This is a genomic window from Salinicola endophyticus (assembly GCF_003206575.1).
GTDB classification, from domain to species: domain Bacteria; phylum Pseudomonadota; class Gammaproteobacteria; order Pseudomonadales; family Halomonadaceae; genus Salinicola; species Salinicola endophyticus.
Map to the genome: position 1 here is coordinate 49,199 of NZ_PZJO01000008.1, position 21,007 is coordinate 70,205.

Genomic DNA, 21,007 nt, shown 5'->3' on the forward strand with positions numbered 1-21,007 from the left:
CAGCGATGCGTCATCACCGGCTTTCAGATAGACCCGCGCGACGCGGTTTTTATCCCCGCCCGGGGACGTTTAATGCCTAGGCGGTTGCCGGCAGCCGTGCGGTGAACTCGGCGATCGTCATCGGCTTGGAGAACATCGGGTAGTCGTAGCGGATCGCGGCATCGTGCTCGACCTCGCTGGTCGCGGCGACACCGTCGGTCAGTGTCAGCACCTCGAAGCCCTTCTCGTAGCCCGAGCGCATGGTGGATTCGACGCAGCAATTGGTCAGGAATCCGGCCAGGACGAGGGTCTCGATTCCCTTGCTGCGCAGAATGAAATCGAGATTGGTCGAGGCAAAGGTGTCCAGCCCGCGCTTGCCCTCGATGACGATGTCACCGACCTGCGGCGTCAGCGCCTCGCAGATCTCCGCGCCCCACTCGCCCTTGACGAAGGCCTTGCCCTCGACGACACCCGCAAGGATGCCGTAGGGCTGGGCGGTGATCTCGCCATAGCCGGGCGCGAAGTGGATCGGCGCGTGCATCACACTGACCCCCGCCGCGCGTGCCGTGGCAACGAGCCGCTGGGTTCTGGTCAGCATGTCGTCACGCGCCATGACGGCTTTGACGGCCTCATGGAGTACGCCACCGGGGGTGGTGAAGTCGTTCTGGAATTCGATCAGCAGCAGGGCGGTCTTGAGCGGATCGACGCGCGGAGAGAGGGCAGAGGTCATGGCGGAAGGCTCCTGGCCGGGAATGGACTCGCTGTGGTTCAGCGTAGCCCACCCCCGGCCACGGAGCGGTGGTGTCTAGCCGTAGACACCCTGGCTGCGCAGATAGTCATCATAATCGCCGCTGAAATCGACGATGCCATCCTCTTTCATTTCGATGATGCGGGTCGCCAGCGAGCCGACGAACTCGCGGTCGTGGCTGACGAAGATCAGCGTGCCGGGATAGTTCGCCAGCGCCAGGTTGAGCGCCTCGATCGACTCCATGTCGAGGTGGTTGGTGGGCTCATCCATCACCAGCACGTTGGGCTTTAACAGGGTCAGCTTGCCGAACAGCATGCGCCCCTGCTCGCCGCCGGAGATCACCTTCACCGACTTGCCGATATCGTCGTTGGAGAACAGCATGCGGCCCAGCGCGCCGCGCACGGTCTGCTCGCCTTCGGTGGTCCACTGGCGCATCCACTCGAACAGCGTCTCGCCGCCCTCGAAGTCGGCGGCGTGATCCTGGGCGAAGTAGCCGAGTTCCGCGGCGTCGGTCCACTTCACCTCACCGGCGTCCGGCGCCATAGTCCCCATCAGGCAGTTGAGCAGCGTGGTCTTGCCAATACCGTTGGGGCCGATGATCGCGACCCGCTCGCCGGCCTCGATCTGCAGCCCGAAGCGCTCGAACAGCACGTTGTCGCCCCACGCCTTGGTCAGCTTTTCGACATTGAGCGCGTGGCGATGGATCTTCTTGTTCTGGTCGAAGCGGATGAACGGGCTGACCCGCGAGGAGGGCTTGACCTCCTCGAGCTGGATCTTGTCGATCTTGCGCTGGCGCGAGGTCGCCTGCTTGGCCTTGGAGGCGTTGGCCGAGAAGCGGCTGACGAACTGCTGCAGCTCGGCGATCTCGGCCTTCTTCTTGGCATTCTCGGCGTGCAGGCGCTCACGTGCCTGGGTCGCCGCGGTCATGTACTCGTCGTAGTTGCCGGGGAACAGCCGCAGCTCGCCGTAGTCCAGGTCCGCCATGTGGGTGCAGACACTGTTCAGGAAGTGGCGGTCGTGGGAGATGATGATCATGGTCGAGCTGCGCGCGCGCAGGATCCCCTCTAGCCAACGGATGGTGTTGATATCCAGGTGGTTGGTGGGCTCGTCGAGCAGCAGCACGTCAGGATCGGAGAACAGCGCCTGGGCCAGCAGCACGCGCAGCTTCCAGCCCGGAGCGACCACGCTCATCGGCTGGGTGTGCTGTTCCAGCGGAATGCCCAGCCCCAGCAGCAGCTCGCCGGCGCGGGCCTCGGCGGTGTAGCCGTCGAGTTCGGCGAAGCGCACCTCGAGATCGGCCACCTGCATGCCATCTTCCTCGGACATCTCACTCTGGCCGTAGATGCGCTCACGCTCGGCGCTGACCTGCCACAGCTCCTGGTTGCCCATGATCACGGTGTCGATCACCCGCTCGTTCTCGAACGCGAACTGATCCTGGCGCAGCTTGCCCAGCCGCGTGGTGGCATCTTTCATGACCTGGCCGGCGCTCGGCTCCAGATCGCCGCCCAGAATCTTCATGAAGGTCGACTTCCCGCAGCCGTTGGCGCCGATCAGACCGTAGCGATTGCCCTGGCCGAACTTGACGGAGACGTTTTCGAACAGCGGCTTGGCGCCGAACTGCATGGTGATGTTGGCGGTAGAGAGCAAAGGTAGGTACTCGCGGCGACGGCATGAATGGAGCGCCCGGGCAGATGCGGCCGGCGCGGGCGCATTGTACGCGCCCGCCGCCGCGGCGATCCACCATCAGCCGATGACACCTGACAGGCACGCCACCCGCCCAGGCGGCAGCGACGCTGCCGTCGCGCCTGCGCTCACTCACCCCGCGGGTAACGCTGCGCCTCCTCGAGCACGTTGAGATCCATGTGGTTGCGCATGTAGCGCTGGGAGGCATCCTGCAGCGGCTGATGATCCCACGGGTAGTAGTGGCCGTTGCGCAGCGCCGCGTAGACCACCAGGCGCTGGGCCTGGCTCTCGCGGACTTCGGCATCGAAGCGCTGCATGTCCCAGCGCGCGCGCATCTGGGCTTGAAACGCCGCCAGCGTCTCGGCGTGCGCCGGGTCAGTGGCCAGGTTGTGGCACTCGCGGGGGTCCGCATCGAGATCGAACAGCTGCGGCGGATCGAGCTCGCAGTGATTGAACTTCCAGCGTCCCTGGCGAATCGTCACCAGTGGCGCCTCGCTGCCCTCGGCGGCGTACTCCATATAGACCGGCGCCTCGCGGCTCCCGCCCCGGGCCAGCGGCAGCAGCGACTCACCGTCGGTCCAGGGGGCCACCTCGGAGAGGTCGATACCGACCAGATCGGCCAGGGTGGCGTTGATATCGATGGTCGAGACCGGGGTGTCGACGCTGGCCGGCGCCAGCCCCGGCGCGGCGATCATCAGCGGTACCCGGGAGGAGCCGTCGAACGGGCTCATTTTGAACCACAGCCCCTTCTCGCCCAGCATGTCGCCGTGATCGGAGCAGACCACGATGATGGTGTCGTCCGCCATGCGGGTTCGCTCGAGCACGTCGAGAATGCCGCCGATCTTGTCGTCGATGTAGGAGATATTGGCGAAGTAGCCGCGCCGCGCCCGACGCACGTGCTCGGGCTGGATATCGAATTTCTCGTAGTCGTTGGCAATGAACACGCGCTGGGAGTGCGGGTCGAGATCCTCGAAGGCCAGCGCCCCCTCGGCCGGTTCGAGCTGTTCGCACGCCTCGTACAGATCCCAGTACTGGCGCCGCGCCACATAGGGGTCGTGGGGGTGGGTGAAGCTCACGCACAGCGCCCAGGGCCGTGAATCCTGGCCCCGCGAAAGGTCGAACAGCTTCTGCTCGGCGTGGAAGGCGACCTCGTCGTCGTACTCCATCTGGTTGGAGATCTCCGCCACGCCGGCACCGGTCACGGACCCCAGGTTGTGATACCACCAGTCGATGCGCTCACCCGGCTTGCGGTAATCCGGCGTCCAGCCGAAATCCGCCGGATAGACGTCGGTGGTCAAGCGCGTCTCGAAGCCGTGGAGCTGATCCGGGCCGACGAAGTGCATCTTGCCGGAGAGACAGGTGGAGTAGCCGGCGCGGCGCAGATGATGGGCCCAGGTCGGCACGGCGGAGCGAAACTCCGCGGCGTTGTCATAGACCCCGGTGCGCGACGGCAGCTGGCCGGACATGAAGGCGGCGCGACCCGGCGCGCACAGATAGCTGGGGGTATAGGCACGGTTGAAGTTGACCGCGCGTTTGGCGAGCGCCTTGAGATTCGGCGCATGCAGGAAGTCGGCCGGCCCGTTCTCGAACAGGGTGCCGTTCAGCTGATCCGCCATCAGCACCAGAATATTGGGTCGTGTCATGGGTCCCCCGGCAGCGTTGCGTGGTCGTCGCACCAGCGACGGCAGTGGAGTCCCAGCATGCGCGGCGGCGGCGAGCCCGCGCAAACGATGGATTCGAGGCCTTAGCCCCAGCCAGGCTGGGGCTCGCTCGCGTGCGCCAACGAGCAGACAGGGCTCACAGCCCGAGGCTGGAAAGCCCCGGGTGGTCGTCGGGCCGCCGGCCCAGCGGCCAGTGGAACAGGCGCTCGTCCTCACGGATCGGCAGGTCGTTGAGACAGGCGTGACGCTCGGCCATCAGCCCATGGGCGTCGAAGCGCCAGTTCTCGTTGCCGTAGGAGCGGAACCAGTTGCCGGCGTCATCGTGCCACTCGTAGGCGTAGCGCACCGCAATACGCTCGCCCTCGAAGGCCCACAGCTCCTTGATCAGGCGATAGTCCAGCTCACGGGCCCACTTGCGCGCGAGAAAGGCGCGCACCTCGGCACGTCCGTGGATGAACTCGACCCGATTGCGCCAGCGCGTGTCGGCGGTATAGGCCAGCGCGACCTTGTCCGGGTCACGGCTGTTCCAGCCATCTTCGGCCAGGCGCACCTTGAGGATCGCGCTCTCGCGATCGAACGGGGGCAATGGGGGACGTGATTCTGGGTTCATGCGGTACTCCTCGACGCTACGCTTTGTCTGAAAAATGCCTGCGCTCGCCGGTTTTCAGACAGAGCTCAGGCGGTGTACGAAAACGGCCTGCACGCGGCGCCGCGACAGGGCCGGGTACGCGTGGGGGAATGCGTTACTCAGGCAGCAGTCTGCCACGCGCACGCTGAGGCATCGCCCGCGGCAAGCGACCGATCACCGGCCTGGGACGACCCGAGCGCCCATCAAAAAGCCGCCCCCGGAGAGGAGGCGGCTCGATCGGTCATGGCCCGGTTGGCGTCGGGGCCGGCGCTCAGCCTTCGCGCTTGCCGTCGACCAGGCGCTTGAGCGCCAGCGGGTTGTTCTGCTTGATCGCCTCCGGCAGCAGCGCATCGGGCAGGTTCTGATAGCAGACCGGGCGCAGGAAGCGATGGATGGCAGCGGTGCCCACGGAGGTGGTGCGCGAATCCGAGGTCGCCGGGAAGGGGCCGCCGTGGACCATGGCGTCACACACCTCGACCCCGGTGGGCCAGCCGTTGACCAGGATGCGACCCGCCTTGCGCTCCAGCGTCGGCAGCAGCTCGCGCGCGGCATCGAGGTCGGCGTCGTCCATCTGCAAGGTGATCGTCAGCTGGCCTTCCAGATGCTCGGTGACCTGCTTGAGCTCGGCGGCATCGGCGCACTCCACCACCAGCGAGGTAGAGCCGAACACCTCGGCCTGCAGCGCCTCGTCGCCGAGGAAGTCCTGGGCCGCGGTCACGAACAGACCGGTCTGGCACTGGTTGGGGCCGTCGCCCTTGTCGCCACGCGCGATTTCACGCGCCTTGCCGCTGCCGGCGAGACCTTTGACCCCACTTTCGTAGGCTTCGAAGATCCCCGGGGTCAGCATGGTCTGACTGCCGCTGGCCTTGACCGCCTCACCGGCCGCCGCCACGAAGGCGTCGAGTGCCGGCCCCTTGACCGCGATCACCAGACCGGGGTTGGTGCAGAACTGACCCGCGCCCATGTTGAGCGATGCGACGAACGCCTCGCCCATCTCCTTGCCGCGCGCTTCCAGCGCCGCGGGCAGCGGGAACACCGGATTGATCGAGCTCATCTCGGCGTAGAACGGGATCGGCTCGGGGCGCGACTGCGCCGCCTTCCACAGCGCCAGACCGCCGCTGCGCGACCCGGTGAAGCCGGCGGCCTTGACGCGCGGATCGGTGACCAGCGCCTGCCCCACTTCGCGGCCGGAGCCGAACAGCAGCGAGAACACGCCCTCCGGCAGGCCGCACTGCTTCACCGCAGCCTGGATCGCACGGCCGACCAGCTCGCTGGTGCCGGGGTGGGCGGAGTGCGCCTTGACGATCACCGGGCAGCCGGCGGCCAGCGCCGAGGCGGTATCGCCGCCCGCCACCGAGAAGGCGAGCGGGAAGTTGCTGGCGCCGAACACCACCACCGGGCCGAGACCGATCTGGCGCTGGCGCAGGTCGACGCGCGGCAGCGGCTGGCGCTCGGGCAGTGCCGGGTCGACGCGCACGTCGAGCCACTCGCCGTCACGCACCACACGGGCGAACAGACGCAGCTGGCCGCAGGTACGCCCGCGCTCGCCCTGAATACGCGCCTGGGGCAGACCGGATTCGGCCACCGCGCGCTCGATCAGGGTGTCGCCCAGCGCTTCGATCTGCTCGGCGATGGTTTCCAGAAACTTGGCGCGGGCCTCCAGCGAGGTTTCGCGGTAGGGGTCGAAGGCCGCCCAGGCCAGCTCGCAGGCACGCTCGACCTCCGCCTGGGTACCCCCCGCGTAGGCCGGCTCGAGACGCTCGTTGGTGGCCGGGTTGATCGCCTGGATGGCATCGCGGCTGCCTGTGACGGCCTGCTGGCCGATCAGCATGTCACCTGTCAGATTCATCTTGCCTCCTGAAGTGGGAATGGTCGTGCGTTGGCTGCCGGCCGCGGCCGGATCAGCTGCGCCAGGCCGCCTACGAAAACCGCCCTGATGACGGCTTTTTCGTACGCGCCCTGGCGTCGAGGATCGCAACGGAACCTCGAGAGCCTAGCAGCCTGGCCGCCGAGAGAGTGCCGCTTACGACTAAGGGCTAAGGACTAAAGACTAATCCTCGACCCCGGGTCCCGACGCGGTCGCCCTGGTTCAGCGCACCAGTGCCGGACGCTTGGGATCGAAGCGCCAGCCGTCGATCAGAGACTGCATCGCCATGGCGTCGTCGCGCCCCCCGGCCGGCAGTCGCCGGTAGTCGGCGTGGGCGCGCTCGACCGCGGCCATGTCGAGTTCGATGCCCAGCCCCGGGGCGTCGGTGACCGTCACCCGGCCGTCGACGATGGTCGGCGGCTCGCGGGTCAGGCGCGCATCGCCCTCCTGCCAGATCCAGTGGGTATCGAGCGCTGTGACCCGCCCCACCGCCGCGGCGCCCACATGCGCGAACATCGCCAGCGAGACATCGAAATGGTTGTTGGAGTGCGAGCCCCAGGTCATGCCGTGATCCTGGCACAGCTGGGAGACGCGCACGGCGCCGGAGAGCGTCCAGAAGTGTGGATCGGCGAGCGGGATATCCACCGCTCGCAGCATCAGCGCGTGGGCCATCTCGCGCCAGTTGGTGGCGACCATGTTGGTGGCCACCGGCAACCCCGTGGCGTGGCGGAACTCGGCCAGGATCTCGCGCCCCGAGAAGCCCTGCTCGGCGCCGCAGGGGTCCTCGGCATAGGCGAGTACCCCATGCAGGCCGCGGCAGAGCTGGATCGCCTCGTCGAGGGACCAGGCGCCGTTGGGGTCGAGGGTGGTCCGCGCCTCGGGGAAGGCCGCATGCAGCGCGCTGACCGCCTCGATCTCCTGCGCCCCCGGCAGCACCCCACCCTTGAGCTTGAAGTCCCGAAAACCGTAACGGTCGTGCGCGACCTGGGCCTGCTCGACGATCGCCTGCGGCGTCATCGCGGCTTGGTCGCGCAGGCGATACCAGTCGTGCCCCACCCCGCCGCGGCCATCCGCGGTCTCGCGCCGATAGCCGAGCGAGGTGGCGTGGCCGTCGCCGACGAAGAAGAGATAGCCGAGCACCTCGACCTGGTCGCGCTGGCGCCCGTCACCCAGCAGATCCACCACCGGCACCCCGAGGAACTGGCCCATCAGATCGAGCAGCGCCGCTTCCAGCGCCGCCACCGCGTTGACACGCAGCTCGAAGGTCCAGGAGCCACGGCCGAAGTCTTCGAAATCGGCATGGCGCCCGCGCGAGTGCAGCGACGCCACCACGCCGCGCAGCTGGCCCAGCGACTGGCCCAGTACGCGCTCGCGGGCCTGCTCCAGCGAACGCTGGATGGTCTCGCCCCCCGGCGCCTCGCCGACCCCGACATGGCCGGCACTGTCTTCGAGAATCACCAGGTTGCGGGTGAACCAGGGGGCGTGGGCACCACCGATATTGAGCAGCATGCTGTCGCGGGCGGCGACCGGGATCACCCGCATGGCGGTGATGGTCGGCGTGGCGTGACGGGTCCGTGCGTGGCTGGGCATGGCGACTCCCGCGATGAGATCGGTGCGGCCCGCCGCCGAGCGGACCGCGCAGGGATAACGACAGCGGCCGCCGGCGATGGGCGGCGCTGAGATAACGACAGCGGCCACCGCAGCGCGGCGGCCGCAAGGATCACAGACGCTCGGCGCGCTCGATCAGCCGTTTCAGCGTCTCCAGCTCCTGGGCGCTGGGCATCACCAGCGGCGCCCGCACCTCGCCCGCCGGATAACCGACCAGCCCGGCGCCGGCCTTGATCAGGCTCACCGCATAGCCCTTGGTGGTATCGCGCAGGGTGACGAAGGGAATGAAGAACTCCTGGGTGACCCGGCGCACGAAGTCGTGGTCGCCCTCGCGCAGCGCCTGATAGAACTTCACCGCCAGCGACGGCACGAAGTTGAACACCGCCGACGAGTAGGTGCTGACGCCGATCGCCAGATAGGCCTCGGCGATGATCTCGGCCGTGGGCACACCACCGACGTAGGCCAGGCGATCACCCAGCGTCTTGATGGTGATGTTGAGCGACTGCATGTCGCCCTTGCCATCCTTGAGGCCGACCAGATTGGGGCAGCGCTCGGCCAGCGCCTTGACGCCGTCGACATCGAGCACGCCGTTGGCGCGGTTGTAGTAGATCACCGCCAGCTCGGTGGACTCGCACACGCTGGCGGCATACTCGACGATGCCCGCCTGCGGGCACTCGGTGAGATAGGGCGGCATCAGCAGAATGCCGTCGGCCCCCGCGTCCTGCGCCGCCTTGGCATGCGCCTTGGCCAGCTCGGCGCTCTGCCCGGCGCTGGCGATGATCGGCACGTGGCCGCCGAGGACCTCCACCGCGACCGTCACGATCTCGCGATACTCATCCAGCGTCAGGTTGAAGAACTCCCCGGTGCCCCCGGCGACGAACAGCGCCGAAACGTCGTAATCCTTGAGCCAGGCGAGCCGCCGGCGGTAACTCTCGGCGTCGAACTGGCCGTGGGCATCGAAGTCGGTCACCGGAAAGGAGAGCAGACCGTCGGTGATGGAGGCTTTGAGCGCGTCTCTGGAAAAATTCACCTGGATTCCTCGCTAATGGCTGGCAAGCACATAAACGCTGGCACGAGCATGAGCGCTGGCACGGGCAGACGGCGACAGCGCCATACCAGCATCGCGCCTGGCGGTGCGGCACCGGCAGGCTTTATGACGGCGATGTTGTCATACATCATACTATAGTGCCGTTATACCTTAGCCCAAAGCCCCCGGGACGCCCACCCGGCATCCGTTGCCGCGCGTCCGCGTGGAGGCGAGGCCATGCCTTTCCGGGGGCGAGGTCGGCTCAGCCGGGGAAGGCTCAGCGCCCCAGCGGAATCTGGGTACTCGACAGCACCTCGCGCAGGCCCATGAAGGAGCGGATCTGGCGCACCCCGGGCAGGTAGATGAGCTGCTCGGCATGCAGCCGATTGAAGCTCTGGCTGTCGCGGGTGCGGATCATCAGGAAGTAGTCGAACTCACCGGTTACCAGATGACACGCCATGCAGCCGGAGATATGCCGCGCCGCCGCCTCGAAGTCGGCGAACGACTGCGGCGTGGAGCGATCCAGCACCACGCCGATCACCACCACCATGCCGGCATGGAGACGCTCGGCATCGAGTAGCGCCACCACCCCCTTGATCAGGCCGGCGCGCTTGAGCCGCTCGACCCGGCGCAGGCAGGCCGGCGGGCTGAGATTGACCCGCTCCGCCAGCGCCACGTTGGAGAGCGAGGCGTCGTGCTGCAGCACATCGAGTATCTGACGATCGATACGATCCAGCGGTGGCGCCTCGGGCGCGTCAGAGAGGGGCATCACAGAGCCTCCGCTTAATTTTATTGTCGAGAATCTATTTTTAGCACAATGAAAGACGCCATGAATCTAAATACTTATTACATGAGATCGAAAATCGCGATCAACTTGCAACATCACTCACCGACTTTCCTGATAGCGTTTTAGGCACTGTCTGCCAAGTATCCAGGCATCGCCTCTCCACGATCGGCGGCCTTGCCGCTGCTACCACAACGACAATCAGGTGACCCCATGCGACTCGACCGCTTTCCCCGCTACCCCCTTACCTTCGGCCCCTCTCCGATCACGCCGCTCAAGCGCTTGAGCGAACATCTCGGTGGCGAGGTCGAGCTCTACGCCAAGCGCGAAGACTGCAACAGCGGGCTCGCCTTCGGCGGCAACAAGACGCGCAAGCTCGAATACCTGATTCCGGAAGTGCTCGAGGGCGGCTACGACACCCTGGTCTCGATCGGCGGCATCCAGTCCAACCAGACCCGTCAGGTCGCCGCGGTGGCCGCGCATCTGGGTCTCGAGTGCGTGCTGGTGCAGGAGAACTGGGTCAACTACGACGACAGCCACTACGACAAGGTCGGCAACATCGAGCTGTCGCGCATCATGGGTGCCGACGTGCGCCTCGATCCGGCGGGCTTCGATATCGGCATCCGCGCCAGCTGGGAGCGCGCGCTGGAGGATGTGCGCGCCCGCGGCGGCAAGCCTTACCCGATCCCCGCCGGCTGCTCAGAACACCCCTACGGCGGCCTCGGCTTCGTCGGCTTCGCCGAGGAGGTCCGCCAGCAGGAGCGCGAGCTGGGCTTCACCTTCGACTACATCGTGGTCTGCTCGGTGACCGGCAGCACCCAGGCCGGCATGGTGGTGGGCTTCGCCGCCGACGGCCGGGCGCGCCAGGTCATCGGGATCGACGCCTCGGCCAAGCCGGAGCGGACCCACGCCCAGATCCTGCGCATCGCCCAGAACACCGCCGAGCTGGTCGAACTCGGCCAGCCGATCGAAGCCGACGACGTGATCCTCGACACCCGCTTCGGCCATCCGGAGTACGGCCTGCCCAACGACGGCACCCTGGAAGCGATCCGCCTCTGCGGCCGGCTCGAAGGCGTGCTCACCGATCCGGTCTACGAGGGCAAGTCGATGCACGGCATGATCGACAAGGTCCGCCGCGGCGAATTCCCCGCCGGCTCCCGCGTGCTCTACGCCCACCTCGGCGGCGCCCCGGCGCTCAGCGCCTACAGCGAGCTGTTCCACGCCGGCTGAGCGCCCTCGGCCTGAGGTATGCTGGAGGCTTCCCGCCACCCATGCAGCGAGGAGACACGCATGCCCCCTGCCAACGCCGGCCCCGACGCCATGGGCGCGCTCGATGAGATCGTCACCTGGAGCGCCACCACGCTCTCCCGGCGCATCCATGCCCGCGAGGTATCCTGCCACGAGGTGATGAGCGCCTATCTGGCGCATATCGATGCCGCCAATCCGCAGCTCAACGCACTCGTCTCCCGACGCGCACCGGAGGCGCTGCTGGCAGAAGCGCAGACGGCCGACCACGAACTCGCCGCCGGGCGCTCGCGGGGCTGGCTGCACGGCATCCCCCAGGCGATCAAGGATCTCTCCGACGTGCAGGGGCTGCCTACCGTGCAGGGCTCGCCGCTGTGCATCCATCATCGCGCCGACGCCGACAGCCTGATGGTCGAGCGCATGCGCGCTGCCGGGGCCATCGTGATCGGCAAGAGCAACACCCCGGAGTTCGGGCTCGGCTCCCACACCTACAACCCGGTGTTCGGTGCCACCCGCAACGCCCATGCCCCGACCCGCACCGCCGGCGGCTCCAGCGGCGGTGCCGCCGCCGCGCTGGCCATGCGCCTGCTGCCGGTGGCAGACGGCAGCGACATGATGGGCTCGCTGCGCAACCCCGCCGCCTTCAATCAGGTGCTCGGCCTGCGCCCCTCCTTCGGACGCGTCCCCGGCGCGGCGCCGGAGGCGTTCGGCCAGCAGCTCGCCACCCATGGCCCCATGGGCCGCAGCGTCGAGGACGTGGCCCGGCTGCTCGCCGTGCAGGCCGGCTACGACCGCCGTGCGCCGCTCTCACTGGGCGAGCCGCTGCTGCCCGCCGGGCAAGACCCGGCCGCGGCGCTCGAGCGCGATGGTGACGGCCTGCGTATCGCCTGGCTGGGGGACTGGTCGGGGCATCTGGCGCTGGAACCGGGGGTGCTCACGCTGTGCGAAGCCGCGCTGCAGCGGCTGGAAGCGGGCGGCTGCCGAATCGAACCGGCGGCCCTGCCCTACTCGGCCGAGGCCCAGTGGCAGAGCTGGACCACCCTGCGCCACTGGGCGGTATGCGGCAGTCTCGGCGGCTACTACGCCGACCCCGACAGCCGACGCCAGCTCAAGCCGGAGGCGCAGTGGGAAGTCGCCCGCGGGCTCACGCTCTCGGCCCAGGACATTCATGACGCCAATGTGCGCCGCAGCGAGCTCTATCGCGCCTGGTGTGCGCTCTTCGAACAGGTCGACTACGTCGCCATGCCCAGCGCCCAAGTGTTCCCGTTCGCCCTCGACACACCCTGGCCCGAGACGATCGACGGCCGCAGCATGGACACCTACCACCGCTGGATGGAGGTGGTGGTGCCCGCCTCGCTGGCGGGTCTGCCCGCGATCAGCGTGCCCGCCGGGGTCGATGCCCGGGGCCTGCCGATGGGGCTGCAACTGATCGGCGCACCGCGGGATGACTGGGGATTGCTGCAACTGGCACGTCTCTACGAGCGCATCAGCGGCGAGCTGGCCCCCATGCCCGCCGCGCTGAACGGTTGAGGCACCTCATCGGCCGATCGGCACCAGACCCGCCCCGGAGGTATCCCGGCCACTCACGTCGGGTCCGGTTCGAGGAGCGCCGCCGGCAGACGCTGAAAGGCCTCGTAGGCCGCCAGCACCGTGGCCCGCTGGGCCGCGGCGGCGGCCTGGAAGGCGTCGGTGTAGACGGTCTCGTCGGGATATTCGGTGATCAGTGTCAGCGGCACCCGGTGGCGCTCGTCGACCGCAAGCCAGCAGGGAAAGCCGTTGATCCGCTCGAAGCCATCGTCGCCGGCGTGGGCGTTGAACTGCGCCAGCTGGCGCCGGTTGAGTGCCTGCAGCGCCGCCTCCTCCGCCAGCGCCCGGGTGACCGCCTCCAGCAACCAGCGCGCGGCCGCCTCCCAGCCCGGGCGATAGCGCAGGATCAGGAAGAATCCCTTGGGGATCGTCCACATCTCGAAGCCCCGCGGCACGTAGCCGGAGAGCGGCCGGGTCCACTCGTGCGCCGGGTAGCCGTGCAGATTGAGGTGCAACTGCGCACCGCTGAGCTGCTCGGCCTGGGTGCGGATGGTGCTCTCGAAGCGTGCCGGCTCGCGGTACTCCAGATCGTCGCCCAGCGCAGTGTAGCGGGCGGCGTGGTGCATGTGCCTTGGGTTGTCGGCGATCAATTGCTGGTGCAGCGCATAGCCGTCCGGGTTCTCCAGCGGACACAGGGTGAAGTGGGCGCCGGGCCGACGCGCCAGCGTGAACGCCGCCTGCAGCGAGCCGGCAGGCGACGAGGTCTCGTTGGCGTGCTGGCCGGCGGAGATCATCACCGCACGGTCACGACCGGCGATGTGGCACCCGCTCAGCGTGCGCCCGGCGACCGAGCGCGCCTGGAAACGGCTGCCGGGCAGCGCCGCCAGCGCGGCTTCGATCACCGCCGGCGGCAGCGGCCCCTGGGGCGCCGAGAGCTGGGCCTGCCAGTCGCCCGCGGGTATGTCCGGAAGTGTGGCCTGCGGTAATGCCGCGTGGGCGACGGCCCGCACGCTGAGCGTCTCGCCGCGACGCACCTGGGGCACGATCTGGCCCGGCTGCAGATGGCGGTCCCCCGGCGGGCGGCCGCTGCAACGCTGGAAGACCTCCAGCAGCGAGAAGTAGAGCTCCTCGTGGAGCGCCTCGCGCAGCGACAGCACCTCGTCGTCGTAAGCCAGCGGCTCGTCGTCCACCGGCAGCGTCACCGCGATCTCGAGCCGCGCGAAATAGGGCTCGTCCCCCCAGTCAGCATCGCGGATCGCACTCACGCTGTCGTGATAGAGCGCCTCGAAGGCGGTCCACAGCGCCCGTCCCCCACTTGCCGTCTCGGCCGCTTTCTCCTCCATCGCCGCCCCCGTCACCCCACCCTCGCGGCACCAGCCGCAGGGCGAGAGCGCCGGTTCGCCGGTGAAGTCGTCATGCACGCGGTTGGGCGCCAGTACCTCGCACTCGCGCTCACGCCCATCGGCATAGCGCAGACGCAGCCGGTAAACCGGCAGCGCCGCCCGGCACACCCCGGCGACGAAGCGAAACGCCACCTGTGGATAGCAGGCGGCGAGGGGGTAGCTCTCCAGGCGGAAGCGCTGCTCGCTGGCCTGGGGGTGGCGCGGATAGATGACTTCGCAGGCGAGGAGATCGCGGGTCTCGATCTCCTCGCGGAAGGCGCACAGCAGCGGCTTGTAGGCGGAGCGGCAGCGCGCCGCGATACCGCGCTCGGCCAGCGCCGCCTCGGCCTGGCGCCGTGTCGCCCGGTCGTCGAAGGTCCAGGTCTCGAGGCGCTCACCGCTGAACTCGGCGGCGAGCGTCGTGAGCGTGGCGGCGTAGGTTCGGGAGAATAGATCAGTGGCAGAGGCGCCGGTGACAGAAGCGTCGGTAAAAGCGGTGTCTGTGGCAGAGACAGCTGACGGGCTCAAGGCGGGCTCCTGATGGTTGATGACATCCTGAGGGCCGGCCGTGCACGCCCGCCGGCCAGCGCGATGCGATAGCGCAGTGTAGCGCGCATCGGGCGCTGCTCGGCGTCTCCTGGCACCCGACGTCGATTCGCTCGCCGCGAACACGGATACGGCCCCGCAGAGACACAGAGACACAGAGACACAGAAAGACCAAGGGCGGCATCGAGGATGCCGCCCTTGGTGTAGCGCACGTTTCGATCCCGCAGACGGTGCCTAGAAGACGAAGGTCAGCAACAGGTTGAACACCATCGCCGCGACGAAGCCCAGCGGTGCGGCACGGAACAGCAGCTTCGGCAGCAGGCCGGCGCGGGCACGGTCGTCGGGGCAGGAGCCGAGGATCAGGCTGCCGCCGGAAGAGAACGGCGAGATCGAGGTGGCCTGGGCACCGACCACGATGGCGATGAAGATGATCATCGGATCGATGGCCAGGGTGTTGGCGATCGGCAGCACCAGGGGGAAGAGCGCCGGAGTGACCACGCCCAGCGTGCTGGCGAACAGCGACATCAGCGCCGCCGCCACGCCGAAGGCGACCGGGATCAGCGCCGGCGGAATATTGGTGCCGATCCACGAACCCAGCAGATCGATGGTGCCGGCCTTGATCGCCACCGAGATCAGCATGCCGACCCCGCAGATCATGATGATGGTGCCCCACGGCAGCGAGGCGATCGCCTGACGCTCGTCGCCCAGCTTGAGCAGCAGCGCGATGACCGAGAACACGCTGGCGATCAGGCCGATGTCGACCTTGGCGTTGACGAAAGCGACCGCGGCGTTGTCCGGCAGCAGCAGGCTGGCGATCGGCGGCAGCAGCACCGTGGCCATCATGATCAGGGTCAGGGTCAGGGTGGTCTTCTGCTCGCGGTTGAGCGGCGACGGGCGTTCGACATGTTCCAGTGAGGCCACCGCGCTGCCGCGCCGGCGCCCGACCACGATCAGCCCGGCGAGTACCACCACCGGCACGATCAGAGTACTGGCGAAGATACCCAGGGCGTTGAGGAAGGCCTGGTTGTCGGAAACCCCGGCGCTGGTCATCAGGGTGCGGAAGATGATCCCGCTCTGGCTGGAGACGAAGTTGGCCCCGGCCAGCGCGCCGTAGTTCACCGCCATGCCTCCGACGATCAGGCTAAGCCCGGTGCGATTGCACAGCAGCAAAGTGATCGGCGCCATGAACGCCAGCACGGTGTAGTAGCCGGCGCCGAGCCCGGAGATCACCGTGGCGGCGAGGAAGATCGCGAACGGCATCAGGCTGGGCACGTTGCGGCAGCGATACATCAGATGCTCGGCGAGCTTCTCCAGGGTGCCGTTGACGATGGCGAAGCTGTAGAACAGGCAGACCGAAAAGATGATGAAGAAGATCTTCAGCGGCCAGGTGGCGATCACCTCCTTGGGACTCATGCCCATGCCGAAGCAGCCGATCAGATAGGCAAAGGCGATCGCGAACAGCCCGATATTGAGCTTGAAGCGGTAACCTAGAACGATGGAGACGATGATCGCCCCCACCACCAGCAGACTCATCATGTCAGTTCCCCTCGTGCGTGATCCCGGTACCGGCGCATCCGGCTCCCGGTGTGATGTTATTGGCGTGCCTGCGCAGGCGGACGCTCATGTCCCTGTCATTCACTCCCCGCTCAGCGCGATCCGAAACAGCCGCGCCGGGTTGTCGACCAGCACCAGGCGGCGCTCCACCGGGTCGGGCAGCAGTCTCTCCAGCAGCGCGAACTGGGCGTCGTAGTCGGTGTCGGCCTCGAAGCGGGTATGCGGCCAGTCACTGCCCCACAGCAGGTTCTCACTGTGGCCGTAGGCGTCGCGCAGGCGCTCGATCGAACGGCTCGCCTGATCCAGACTCGAGCGGCTGCGATAGGTGGCCGACAGTTTGACCCACAGCGGCTGGTACGCCATCCGTGACAGCAGGGCGCGATGCGCCGGGTTCACCGGATCGATCTCCCCGCCCGGCAGGCCGAAGTGATCGATCACCACGTCGCAGCCAGCGCCCAGGATCGGTGCCACCACGCTGTCGAGATCCTCCATCCCGCGCTGGATCTCCACCGACCAGCGGCGCCGGGCCAGATCCGTGAAGAAGCGCTGCCACGCTGCCGAGGCGTAGTCGTCGAGCGTCTTGCCGATCAGGTTGAGGCGCACGCTCACCACCCCGGCGTCGGCCAGCGTGTCCAGCGCCGCGGCGGAGATCGTCGGCTCGACCACCGCGGTGCCGCGCAGCCGCTCGGGATAACGGCGTAGCGCCGCCACCAGATAGTCGTTGTCGGTACCGAGAAAGCTGGGCTGCACCAGGACACCGTGCGACAGGCCACAGCGGTCCAGATGTGCCAGATACGTTTCCACCTTGGCGTCGTAGTCCGGGCTGTAGCGCCGCCCCTCAGCCAGCGGCAGATCGCGCTGGAAGATGTGAGCGTGAGTATCAACGCCCGTCACGACCTTGGCAGTAGAATGCATCTAGGAATCCTTGAATCACGTGATATAAACCTGTGCAATCGAGCACATGCGGTCGCTTCGACCCAACCATTCATCTATATGAATAGTTGAATTCTCAGCATACACGCTTTTAGTCGCACTTGGCGTTACCTACGACTAAAGGTGATACATTGAGATGAATAACAGGCAGGGAACCCAACGTGATGAGAACTTCGGGCACGCAGACCGACGAACGTCTGCCGCTCTATCAGCGCCTGCGCGACGACATGCTTTCGCGCATCGCCTCTGGGGAGTGGACCCCCGGCATCGCCATCCCCACCGAAGCGGAACTCACCAAACAGTACGGCGTGGCGGTGGGCACCCTGCGCAAGGCCGTGGACACCCTGGTCCGGGACGGCCTGATGGAACGCAGCCAGGGTCGCGGCACCTTCATTCGCCGCCCCAACTTCCAGGGCTCTCTGTTCCGCTTCTTCCGCCAGGTGGATACGCTCGGCGAACGCCAGGTACCCACCAGTCGAATTCTGAGTCGAACCCGAATCCAGGCCTCGGAGAGCGTGGCCCAGGCACTGGAGCTCGCCCCGGAGAGCGAGGTGATCCGGCTCGAACGGCTGCGTCAGATCGGCGGCAGCAACGTCTCGCGGGAGGAGATCTGGTTGCCGGCGTCACGCTTCGGCGGATTGATGTCGGTGGAGCCGGAAGCGTTCGGCAATCTGCTCTACCCCTTCTACGAGACCCAGTGCGGCCAGCTGGTGGCCTCGGCGCGCGAGACCCTCACCGTGGAGACCGCCGACGCCCGCACCGCCGAGGCGCTGGAGATCGCCCAGGGAGCACCGGTGGTGAACATCGAGCGCCTGGCACTGGGTTACGACGGCACCCCGCTGGAGTACCGCCGCACCCTGGGGAATGCCGAGACCTTCCGCTACCAGGTCGATATCACCTGAGACGATGGCCCACCGCCACTCTCCCGGTGGCAGCCCGCGAGACGCGGGTAATGGCCGGTAAGGGAACGTAACGCGCGCGTCACGGTCGATGGAGAGGGGCCCGCGATCCCGGGCCCGCTCCCATCGCCGCTCAGGACGTCACCGTGTTTCGATCCTTCTTTCCCCGACCCGCGCTGCTCGCCGTCAGTGCGCTCGTCTGGTCCCTGCTGTGCCTGGTGCTCTGGGACACCACCGCCAACGCCTGGGGCGCCGTCATCGGCCTGCCTCCGCTGGCCCCCGGCGCCGAGCTGCCGATCGACGTCTCGCGCTTCTGGGCCCCGTCGTTTTTATGGTTCTATCTCTACTATGCGCTGTGCACTGCGCTCTTCGCTGCGGCCTGGTTCCGGTTCAGCCCGCACCGCTGGCAGCGCTGGTCGATTCTCGGCAGCGCGCTGATCGTGTTCATGACCTACTTCTCGGTTCAGACCAGCGTCGCGGTCAACGCCTGGTACGGGCCGTTCTGGGACATGGTGCAGCAGGCCCTGGGCGGTGACAGCTCGGTGAGCGCGGCCGATCTCTACCGCGAAATGCTCGCCTTCGCCGGGATCGCCTTCGTCGCGGTCACGGTGGGCGTGTTCAACCTGTTCTTCGTCAGCCACTACATCTTTCGCTGGCGCTGGGCGATGAACGACTACTACATGCAGCACTGGTCGCGCCTGCGCCACGTCGAGGGCGCGGCCCAGCGCGTCCAGGAAGACACCATGCGTTTTTCCACCACGCTGGAGGGGCTGGGCGTGAGTCTGCTCAAGTCGGTGCTGACGCTGATCGCCTTCCTGCCACTGCTGGTGACGATGTCGCACAACATCACCGAGCTGCCGCTGATCGGGCACGTCTCCAACGCTCTGGTGTGGTCGGCGATCGCCTGGTCGCTGTTCGGCACCCTGTTTCTGTCACTGGCGGGGATCAAGCTGCCGGGGCTGGAGTTTCGCAACCAGCGGGTGGAGGCGGCCTACCGCAAGGAGCTGGTCTACGGCGAGGACGCCGCCGAGCGCGCCCGGCCGGCCACCGTGGCGGAGCTGTTCCAGGCGGTACGGCGCAACTACTTTCGGCTCTACTGGCACTACGCCTACTTCAATATCGCGCGCATCTTCTATCTGCAGGCGGACGTGGTCTTCGCCTTCATCGTGCTGGCGCCCTCGATCGTCGCCGGCAAGCTGACGCTGGGCCTGCTGCAGCAGATCCTCAACGTCTTCGGTCAGGTGCGCGACTCCTTCCAGTATCTGGTCAACTCCTGGTCGACCATCATCGAGCTGCTCTCGATCGTCAAACGCCTGCGCACCTTCGAGCGGGTGATCGAAGGCGCACCGGAGGCCCCCCAGGCGGCAACCTGAACGATAACGGCAGGGCGCGCGCCGTGCCCTGCCGACGTCGTTGACCTCGTGCCGTCATCTCGCAGTCACGACGCCATCATCACCGTGACATCCGAATGTCACAGTACTGACATCGTGCCGTCCTAGGGTACGCACCACACCCTGTAACGCCCTGTCAGGAGATGTCACCGTGCGCCTTAGCCATCTGCTTCCGTTCGTCGCTGTCACCGCGCTATCCCTCTCCCCCTCGGCCCAGGCCGCCACCACCATCACCTGGTGGCACGCCATGGAGGGCGTACTCGGCGAGAAGGTCAACGCCATCGCCGACGAATTCAACGCCTCCCAGGACGACTATGTGGTCAAGCCCGTCTACAAGGGCAGCTACAGCGACAACCTGACCGCGACCATCGCCGCCTTCCGCGCCGGCCAGGCGCCGGCGATCACCCAGGTGTTCGAAGTCGGCACGGCGACGATGATGAGCGCCAAGGGCGCGATCTATCCGGTCTACCAGCTGATGCAGGACACCGACACGCCGTTCGATCCCGACGCCTTCCTGCCGGCGGTGAAGAGCTACTACACCTCGAGCGACGGTCATATGCTGTCGATGCCGTTCAACTCCTCCACCCCGGTGCTCTATTACAACCAGGACGCCTTCGCCAAGGCCGGCATCGAGACGCCGCCCAAGACCTGGGCCGAGCTCGGCAAGGACGCCCACAAGCTGGTCGAGAGCGGCGCCGCCGAGTGCGGCCTGACCACCGCCTGGCCGAGCTGGACCCAGCTTGAGAACTTCAGCGCGGTCAATGACCTGCCCTTCGCCACCCAGGCCAACGGCTTCAATGGCACCGACGCCCGCCTGGTGTTCGACCAGCAGCCGGCCACGGTGGCCCATATCCAGGATCTGGCCGAGTGGCAGAAGAGCCACGCCTTCGAGTATGGCGGCCGCGCCGACAACGGCACCAAGCGCTTCCAGTCGGGCCGCTGCGCCATGCTGACCACCTCCTCCGCCTCGCGCGCCGGCATCCAGGAGGCCGCCAAGGGCAAGTTCGGCTTCGGCATCGCGCCGCTGCCCTATGACGCCAAGGCGGTGAGCCAGCCCCGGAACTCGATCATCGGTGGGGCCTCGCTGTGGGTCATGCGGGGGCAGTCGGACAAGGTCTACCAAGGCGTGGCCGAATTCATGAACTTCCTCTCCTCACCGGCGGTGCAGGCCGACTGGGCCAGCTTCACCGGCTATGTGCCGATCACTACCGCGGCCTACCAGCGCCTGAAAGACGATGGCTTCTACGCCAAGACGCCGGGCGCCAGCGTGGCGATCGACCAGCTGACCCGGGGCACGCCGGATGACAACAGCCGCGGCCTGCGCCTGGGCAACATGCCGCAGATCCGCAATATCATCGCCGAACAGCTGGAGAAGGCGTTCAACGGCAGCGAAACCGCCGCCCAGGCGCTGACCGACGCCGCCGAGCGCGGCAACCAGGAGCTCGAGCAGTTCGAGCGCAGCGTCTCGAACTAGGCACCCATTTCCGGCTTCGACACTCCTTTCTCCTGCTGAGTCCCTGAAAGCGGGCGGCGCAAGCCGCCCGC

16 protein-coding genes are annotated in these 21,007 nt (G+C 67.3%); 5 read left to right on the forward strand and 11 right to left on the reverse strand.

What is annotated here, in order from left to right:
• Positions 1-76: 76 nt before the first annotated feature.
• The 8 genes from DOM66_RS15885 to DOM66_RS15920 form a co-directional block, all read right to left on the reverse strand.
• Positions 77-709 carry an isochorismatase family cysteine hydrolase gene (locus tag DOM66_RS15885; RefSeq protein ID WP_110690844.1) on the reverse strand — a complete coding sequence of 211 codons (633 nt, stop codon included), beginning with the start codon at positions 707-709 and terminating at the stop codon, positions 77-79.
• A 75-nt stretch (positions 710-784) separates the two neighbouring features.
• Positions 785-2,374 carry an ABC-F family ATPase gene (locus DOM66_RS15890; protein ID WP_110690845.1) on the reverse strand — a complete coding sequence of 530 codons (1,590 nt, stop codon included), beginning with the start codon at positions 2,372-2,374 and terminating at the stop codon, positions 785-787.
• 164 nt (positions 2,375-2,538) lie between these two features.
• Positions 2,539-4,053 (reverse strand): choline-sulfatase, encoded by a 1,515-nt coding sequence (gene betC / locus DOM66_RS15895; RefSeq protein ID WP_110690846.1) that lies wholly within the window; start codon positions 4,051-4,053, stop codon positions 2,539-2,541.
• A gap of 154 nt (positions 4,054-4,207) precedes the next feature.
• The gene (locus tag DOM66_RS15900) at positions 4,208-4,681 is read right to left on the reverse strand and encodes a nuclear transport factor 2 family protein (RefSeq protein WP_110678521.1); all 474 of its coding nucleotides are present in this window, start codon (positions 4,679-4,681) and stop codon (positions 4,208-4,210) included.
• A gap of 289 nt (positions 4,682-4,970) precedes the next feature.
• The gene (locus DOM66_RS15905; protein WP_110690847.1) at positions 4,971-6,548 is read right to left on the reverse strand and encodes an aldehyde dehydrogenase (NADP(+)); all 1,578 of its coding nucleotides are present in this window, start codon (positions 6,546-6,548) and stop codon (positions 4,971-4,973) included.
• A 240-nt stretch (positions 6,549-6,788) separates the two neighbouring features.
• A complete protein-coding gene (locus DOM66_RS15910; RefSeq protein WP_110678524.1) occupies positions 6,789-8,156 on the reverse strand; it encodes an enolase C-terminal domain-like protein in 1,368 nt (455 codons plus the stop codon).
• Between the two features lie 130 nt (positions 8,157-8,286).
• Positions 8,287-9,204: a 5-dehydro-4-deoxyglucarate dehydratase gene (gene kdgD, locus DOM66_RS15915; RefSeq protein ID WP_110678526.1), complete on the reverse strand. Its 918-nt coding sequence runs from the start codon at positions 9,202-9,204 to the stop codon at positions 8,287-8,289.
• Positions 9,205-9,478: 274 nt separating this feature from the next.
• Positions 9,479-9,970: an Lrp/AsnC family transcriptional regulator gene (locus DOM66_RS15920; RefSeq protein ID WP_110690848.1), complete on the reverse strand. Its 492-nt coding sequence runs from the start codon at positions 9,968-9,970 to the stop codon at positions 9,479-9,481.
• A gap of 228 nt (positions 9,971-10,198) precedes the next feature.
• On the opposite strand from DOM66_RS15920, the gene DOM66_RS15925 reads away from it, so the two are divergent.
• Together DOM66_RS15925 and DOM66_RS15930 are read left to right on the forward strand one after the other, a co-directional pair.
• The gene (locus DOM66_RS15925) at positions 10,199-11,215 is read left to right on the forward strand and encodes a 1-aminocyclopropane-1-carboxylate deaminase (RefSeq protein ID WP_035471958.1); all 1,017 of its coding nucleotides are present in this window, start codon (positions 10,199-10,201) and stop codon (positions 11,213-11,215) included.
• A gap of 60 nt (positions 11,216-11,275) precedes the next feature.
• Positions 11,276-12,760, forward strand: a complete 1,485-nt coding sequence (locus DOM66_RS15930) for an amidase (protein WP_223162027.1) — start codon at positions 11,276-11,278, stop codon at positions 12,758-12,760.
• 53 nt (positions 12,761-12,813) lie between these two features.
• Here DOM66_RS15930 and DOM66_RS15935 read toward each other — a convergent pair whose 3' ends face one another.
• The 3 genes from DOM66_RS15935 to DOM66_RS15945 all read right to left on the reverse strand — a co-directional run bounded on the left by DOM66_RS15935 (position 12,814) and on the right by DOM66_RS15945 (position 17,154).
• The gene (locus DOM66_RS15935) at positions 12,814-14,667 is read right to left on the reverse strand and encodes a M14 family zinc carboxypeptidase (RefSeq protein ID WP_188115203.1); all 1,854 of its coding nucleotides are present in this window, start codon (positions 14,665-14,667) and stop codon (positions 12,814-12,816) included.
• Between the two features lie 252 nt (positions 14,668-14,919).
• Entirely contained in the window at positions 14,920-16,221 is a 1,302-nt protein-coding gene (locus tag DOM66_RS15940; RefSeq protein WP_110690849.1) for an SLC13 family permease, read from the reverse strand.
• 99 nt (positions 16,222-16,320) lie between these two features.
• A complete protein-coding gene (locus DOM66_RS15945) occupies positions 16,321-17,154 on the reverse strand; it encodes an amidohydrolase family protein (protein WP_110690850.1) in 834 nt (277 codons plus the stop codon).
• Positions 17,155-17,336: 182 nt separating this feature from the next.
• Between DOM66_RS15945 and DOM66_RS15950 the strand changes: the two genes are divergently transcribed.
• The 3 genes from DOM66_RS15950 to ugpB all read left to right on the forward strand — a co-directional run bounded on the left by DOM66_RS15950 (position 17,337) and on the right by ugpB (position 20,936).
• Positions 17,337-18,074, forward strand: a complete 738-nt coding sequence (locus DOM66_RS15950; protein WP_110678534.1) for a GntR family transcriptional regulator — start codon at positions 17,337-17,339, stop codon at positions 18,072-18,074.
• Between the two features lie 143 nt (positions 18,075-18,217).
• On the forward strand, positions 18,218-19,444 hold the full coding sequence (gene sbmA, locus DOM66_RS15955; protein WP_110690851.1) for a peptide antibiotic transporter SbmA: 1,227 nt from the start codon (positions 18,218-18,220) through the stop codon (positions 19,442-19,444).
• Positions 19,445-19,613: 169 nt separating this feature from the next.
• Positions 19,614-20,936 (forward strand): sn-glycerol-3-phosphate ABC transporter substrate-binding protein UgpB, encoded by a 1,323-nt coding sequence (gene ugpB, locus DOM66_RS15960; protein ID WP_223162029.1) that lies wholly within the window; start codon positions 19,614-19,616, stop codon positions 20,934-20,936.
• Positions 20,937-21,007 lie beyond the last annotated feature (71 nt).

Coding starts and splice junctions, on each gene's coding strand:
- DOM66_RS15885 (WP_110690844.1), bottom strand. CDS start 709: ATGACCTCTGCCCTCTCTCCGCGCGTCGATCCGCTCAAGACCGCCCTG.
- betC (WP_110690846.1), bottom strand. CDS start 4,053: ATGACACGACCCAATATTCTGGTGCTGATGGCGGATCAGCTGAACGGC.
- DOM66_RS15900 (WP_110678521.1), bottom strand. CDS start 4,681: ATGAACCCAGAATCACGTCCCCCATTGCCCCCGTTCGATCGCGAGAGC.
- DOM66_RS15905 (WP_110690847.1), bottom strand. CDS start 6,548: ATGAATCTGACAGGTGACATGCTGATCGGCCAGCAGGCCGTCACAGGC.
- DOM66_RS15910 (WP_110678524.1), bottom strand. CDS start 8,156: ATGCCCAGCCACGCACGGACCCGTCACGCCACGCCGACCATCACCGCC.
- DOM66_RS15920 (WP_110690848.1), bottom strand. CDS start 9,970: ATGCCCCTCTCTGACGCGCCCGAGGCGCCACCGCTGGATCGTATCGAT.
- DOM66_RS15925 (WP_035471958.1), top strand. CDS start 10,199: ATGCGACTCGACCGCTTTCCCCGCTACCCCCTTACCTTCGGCCCCTCT.
- DOM66_RS15930 (WP_223162027.1), top strand. CDS start 11,276: ATGCCCCCTGCCAACGCCGGCCCCGACGCCATGGGCGCGCTCGATGAG.
- DOM66_RS15940 (WP_110690849.1), bottom strand. CDS start 16,221: ATGATGAGTCTGCTGGTGGTGGGGGCGATCATCGTCTCCATCGTTCTA.
- DOM66_RS15945 (WP_110690850.1), bottom strand. CDS start 17,154: ATGCATTCTACTGCCAAGGTCGTGACGGGCGTTGATACTCACGCTCAC.
- DOM66_RS15950 (WP_110678534.1), top strand. CDS start 17,337: ATGAGAACTTCGGGCACGCAGACCGACGAACGTCTGCCGCTCTATCAG.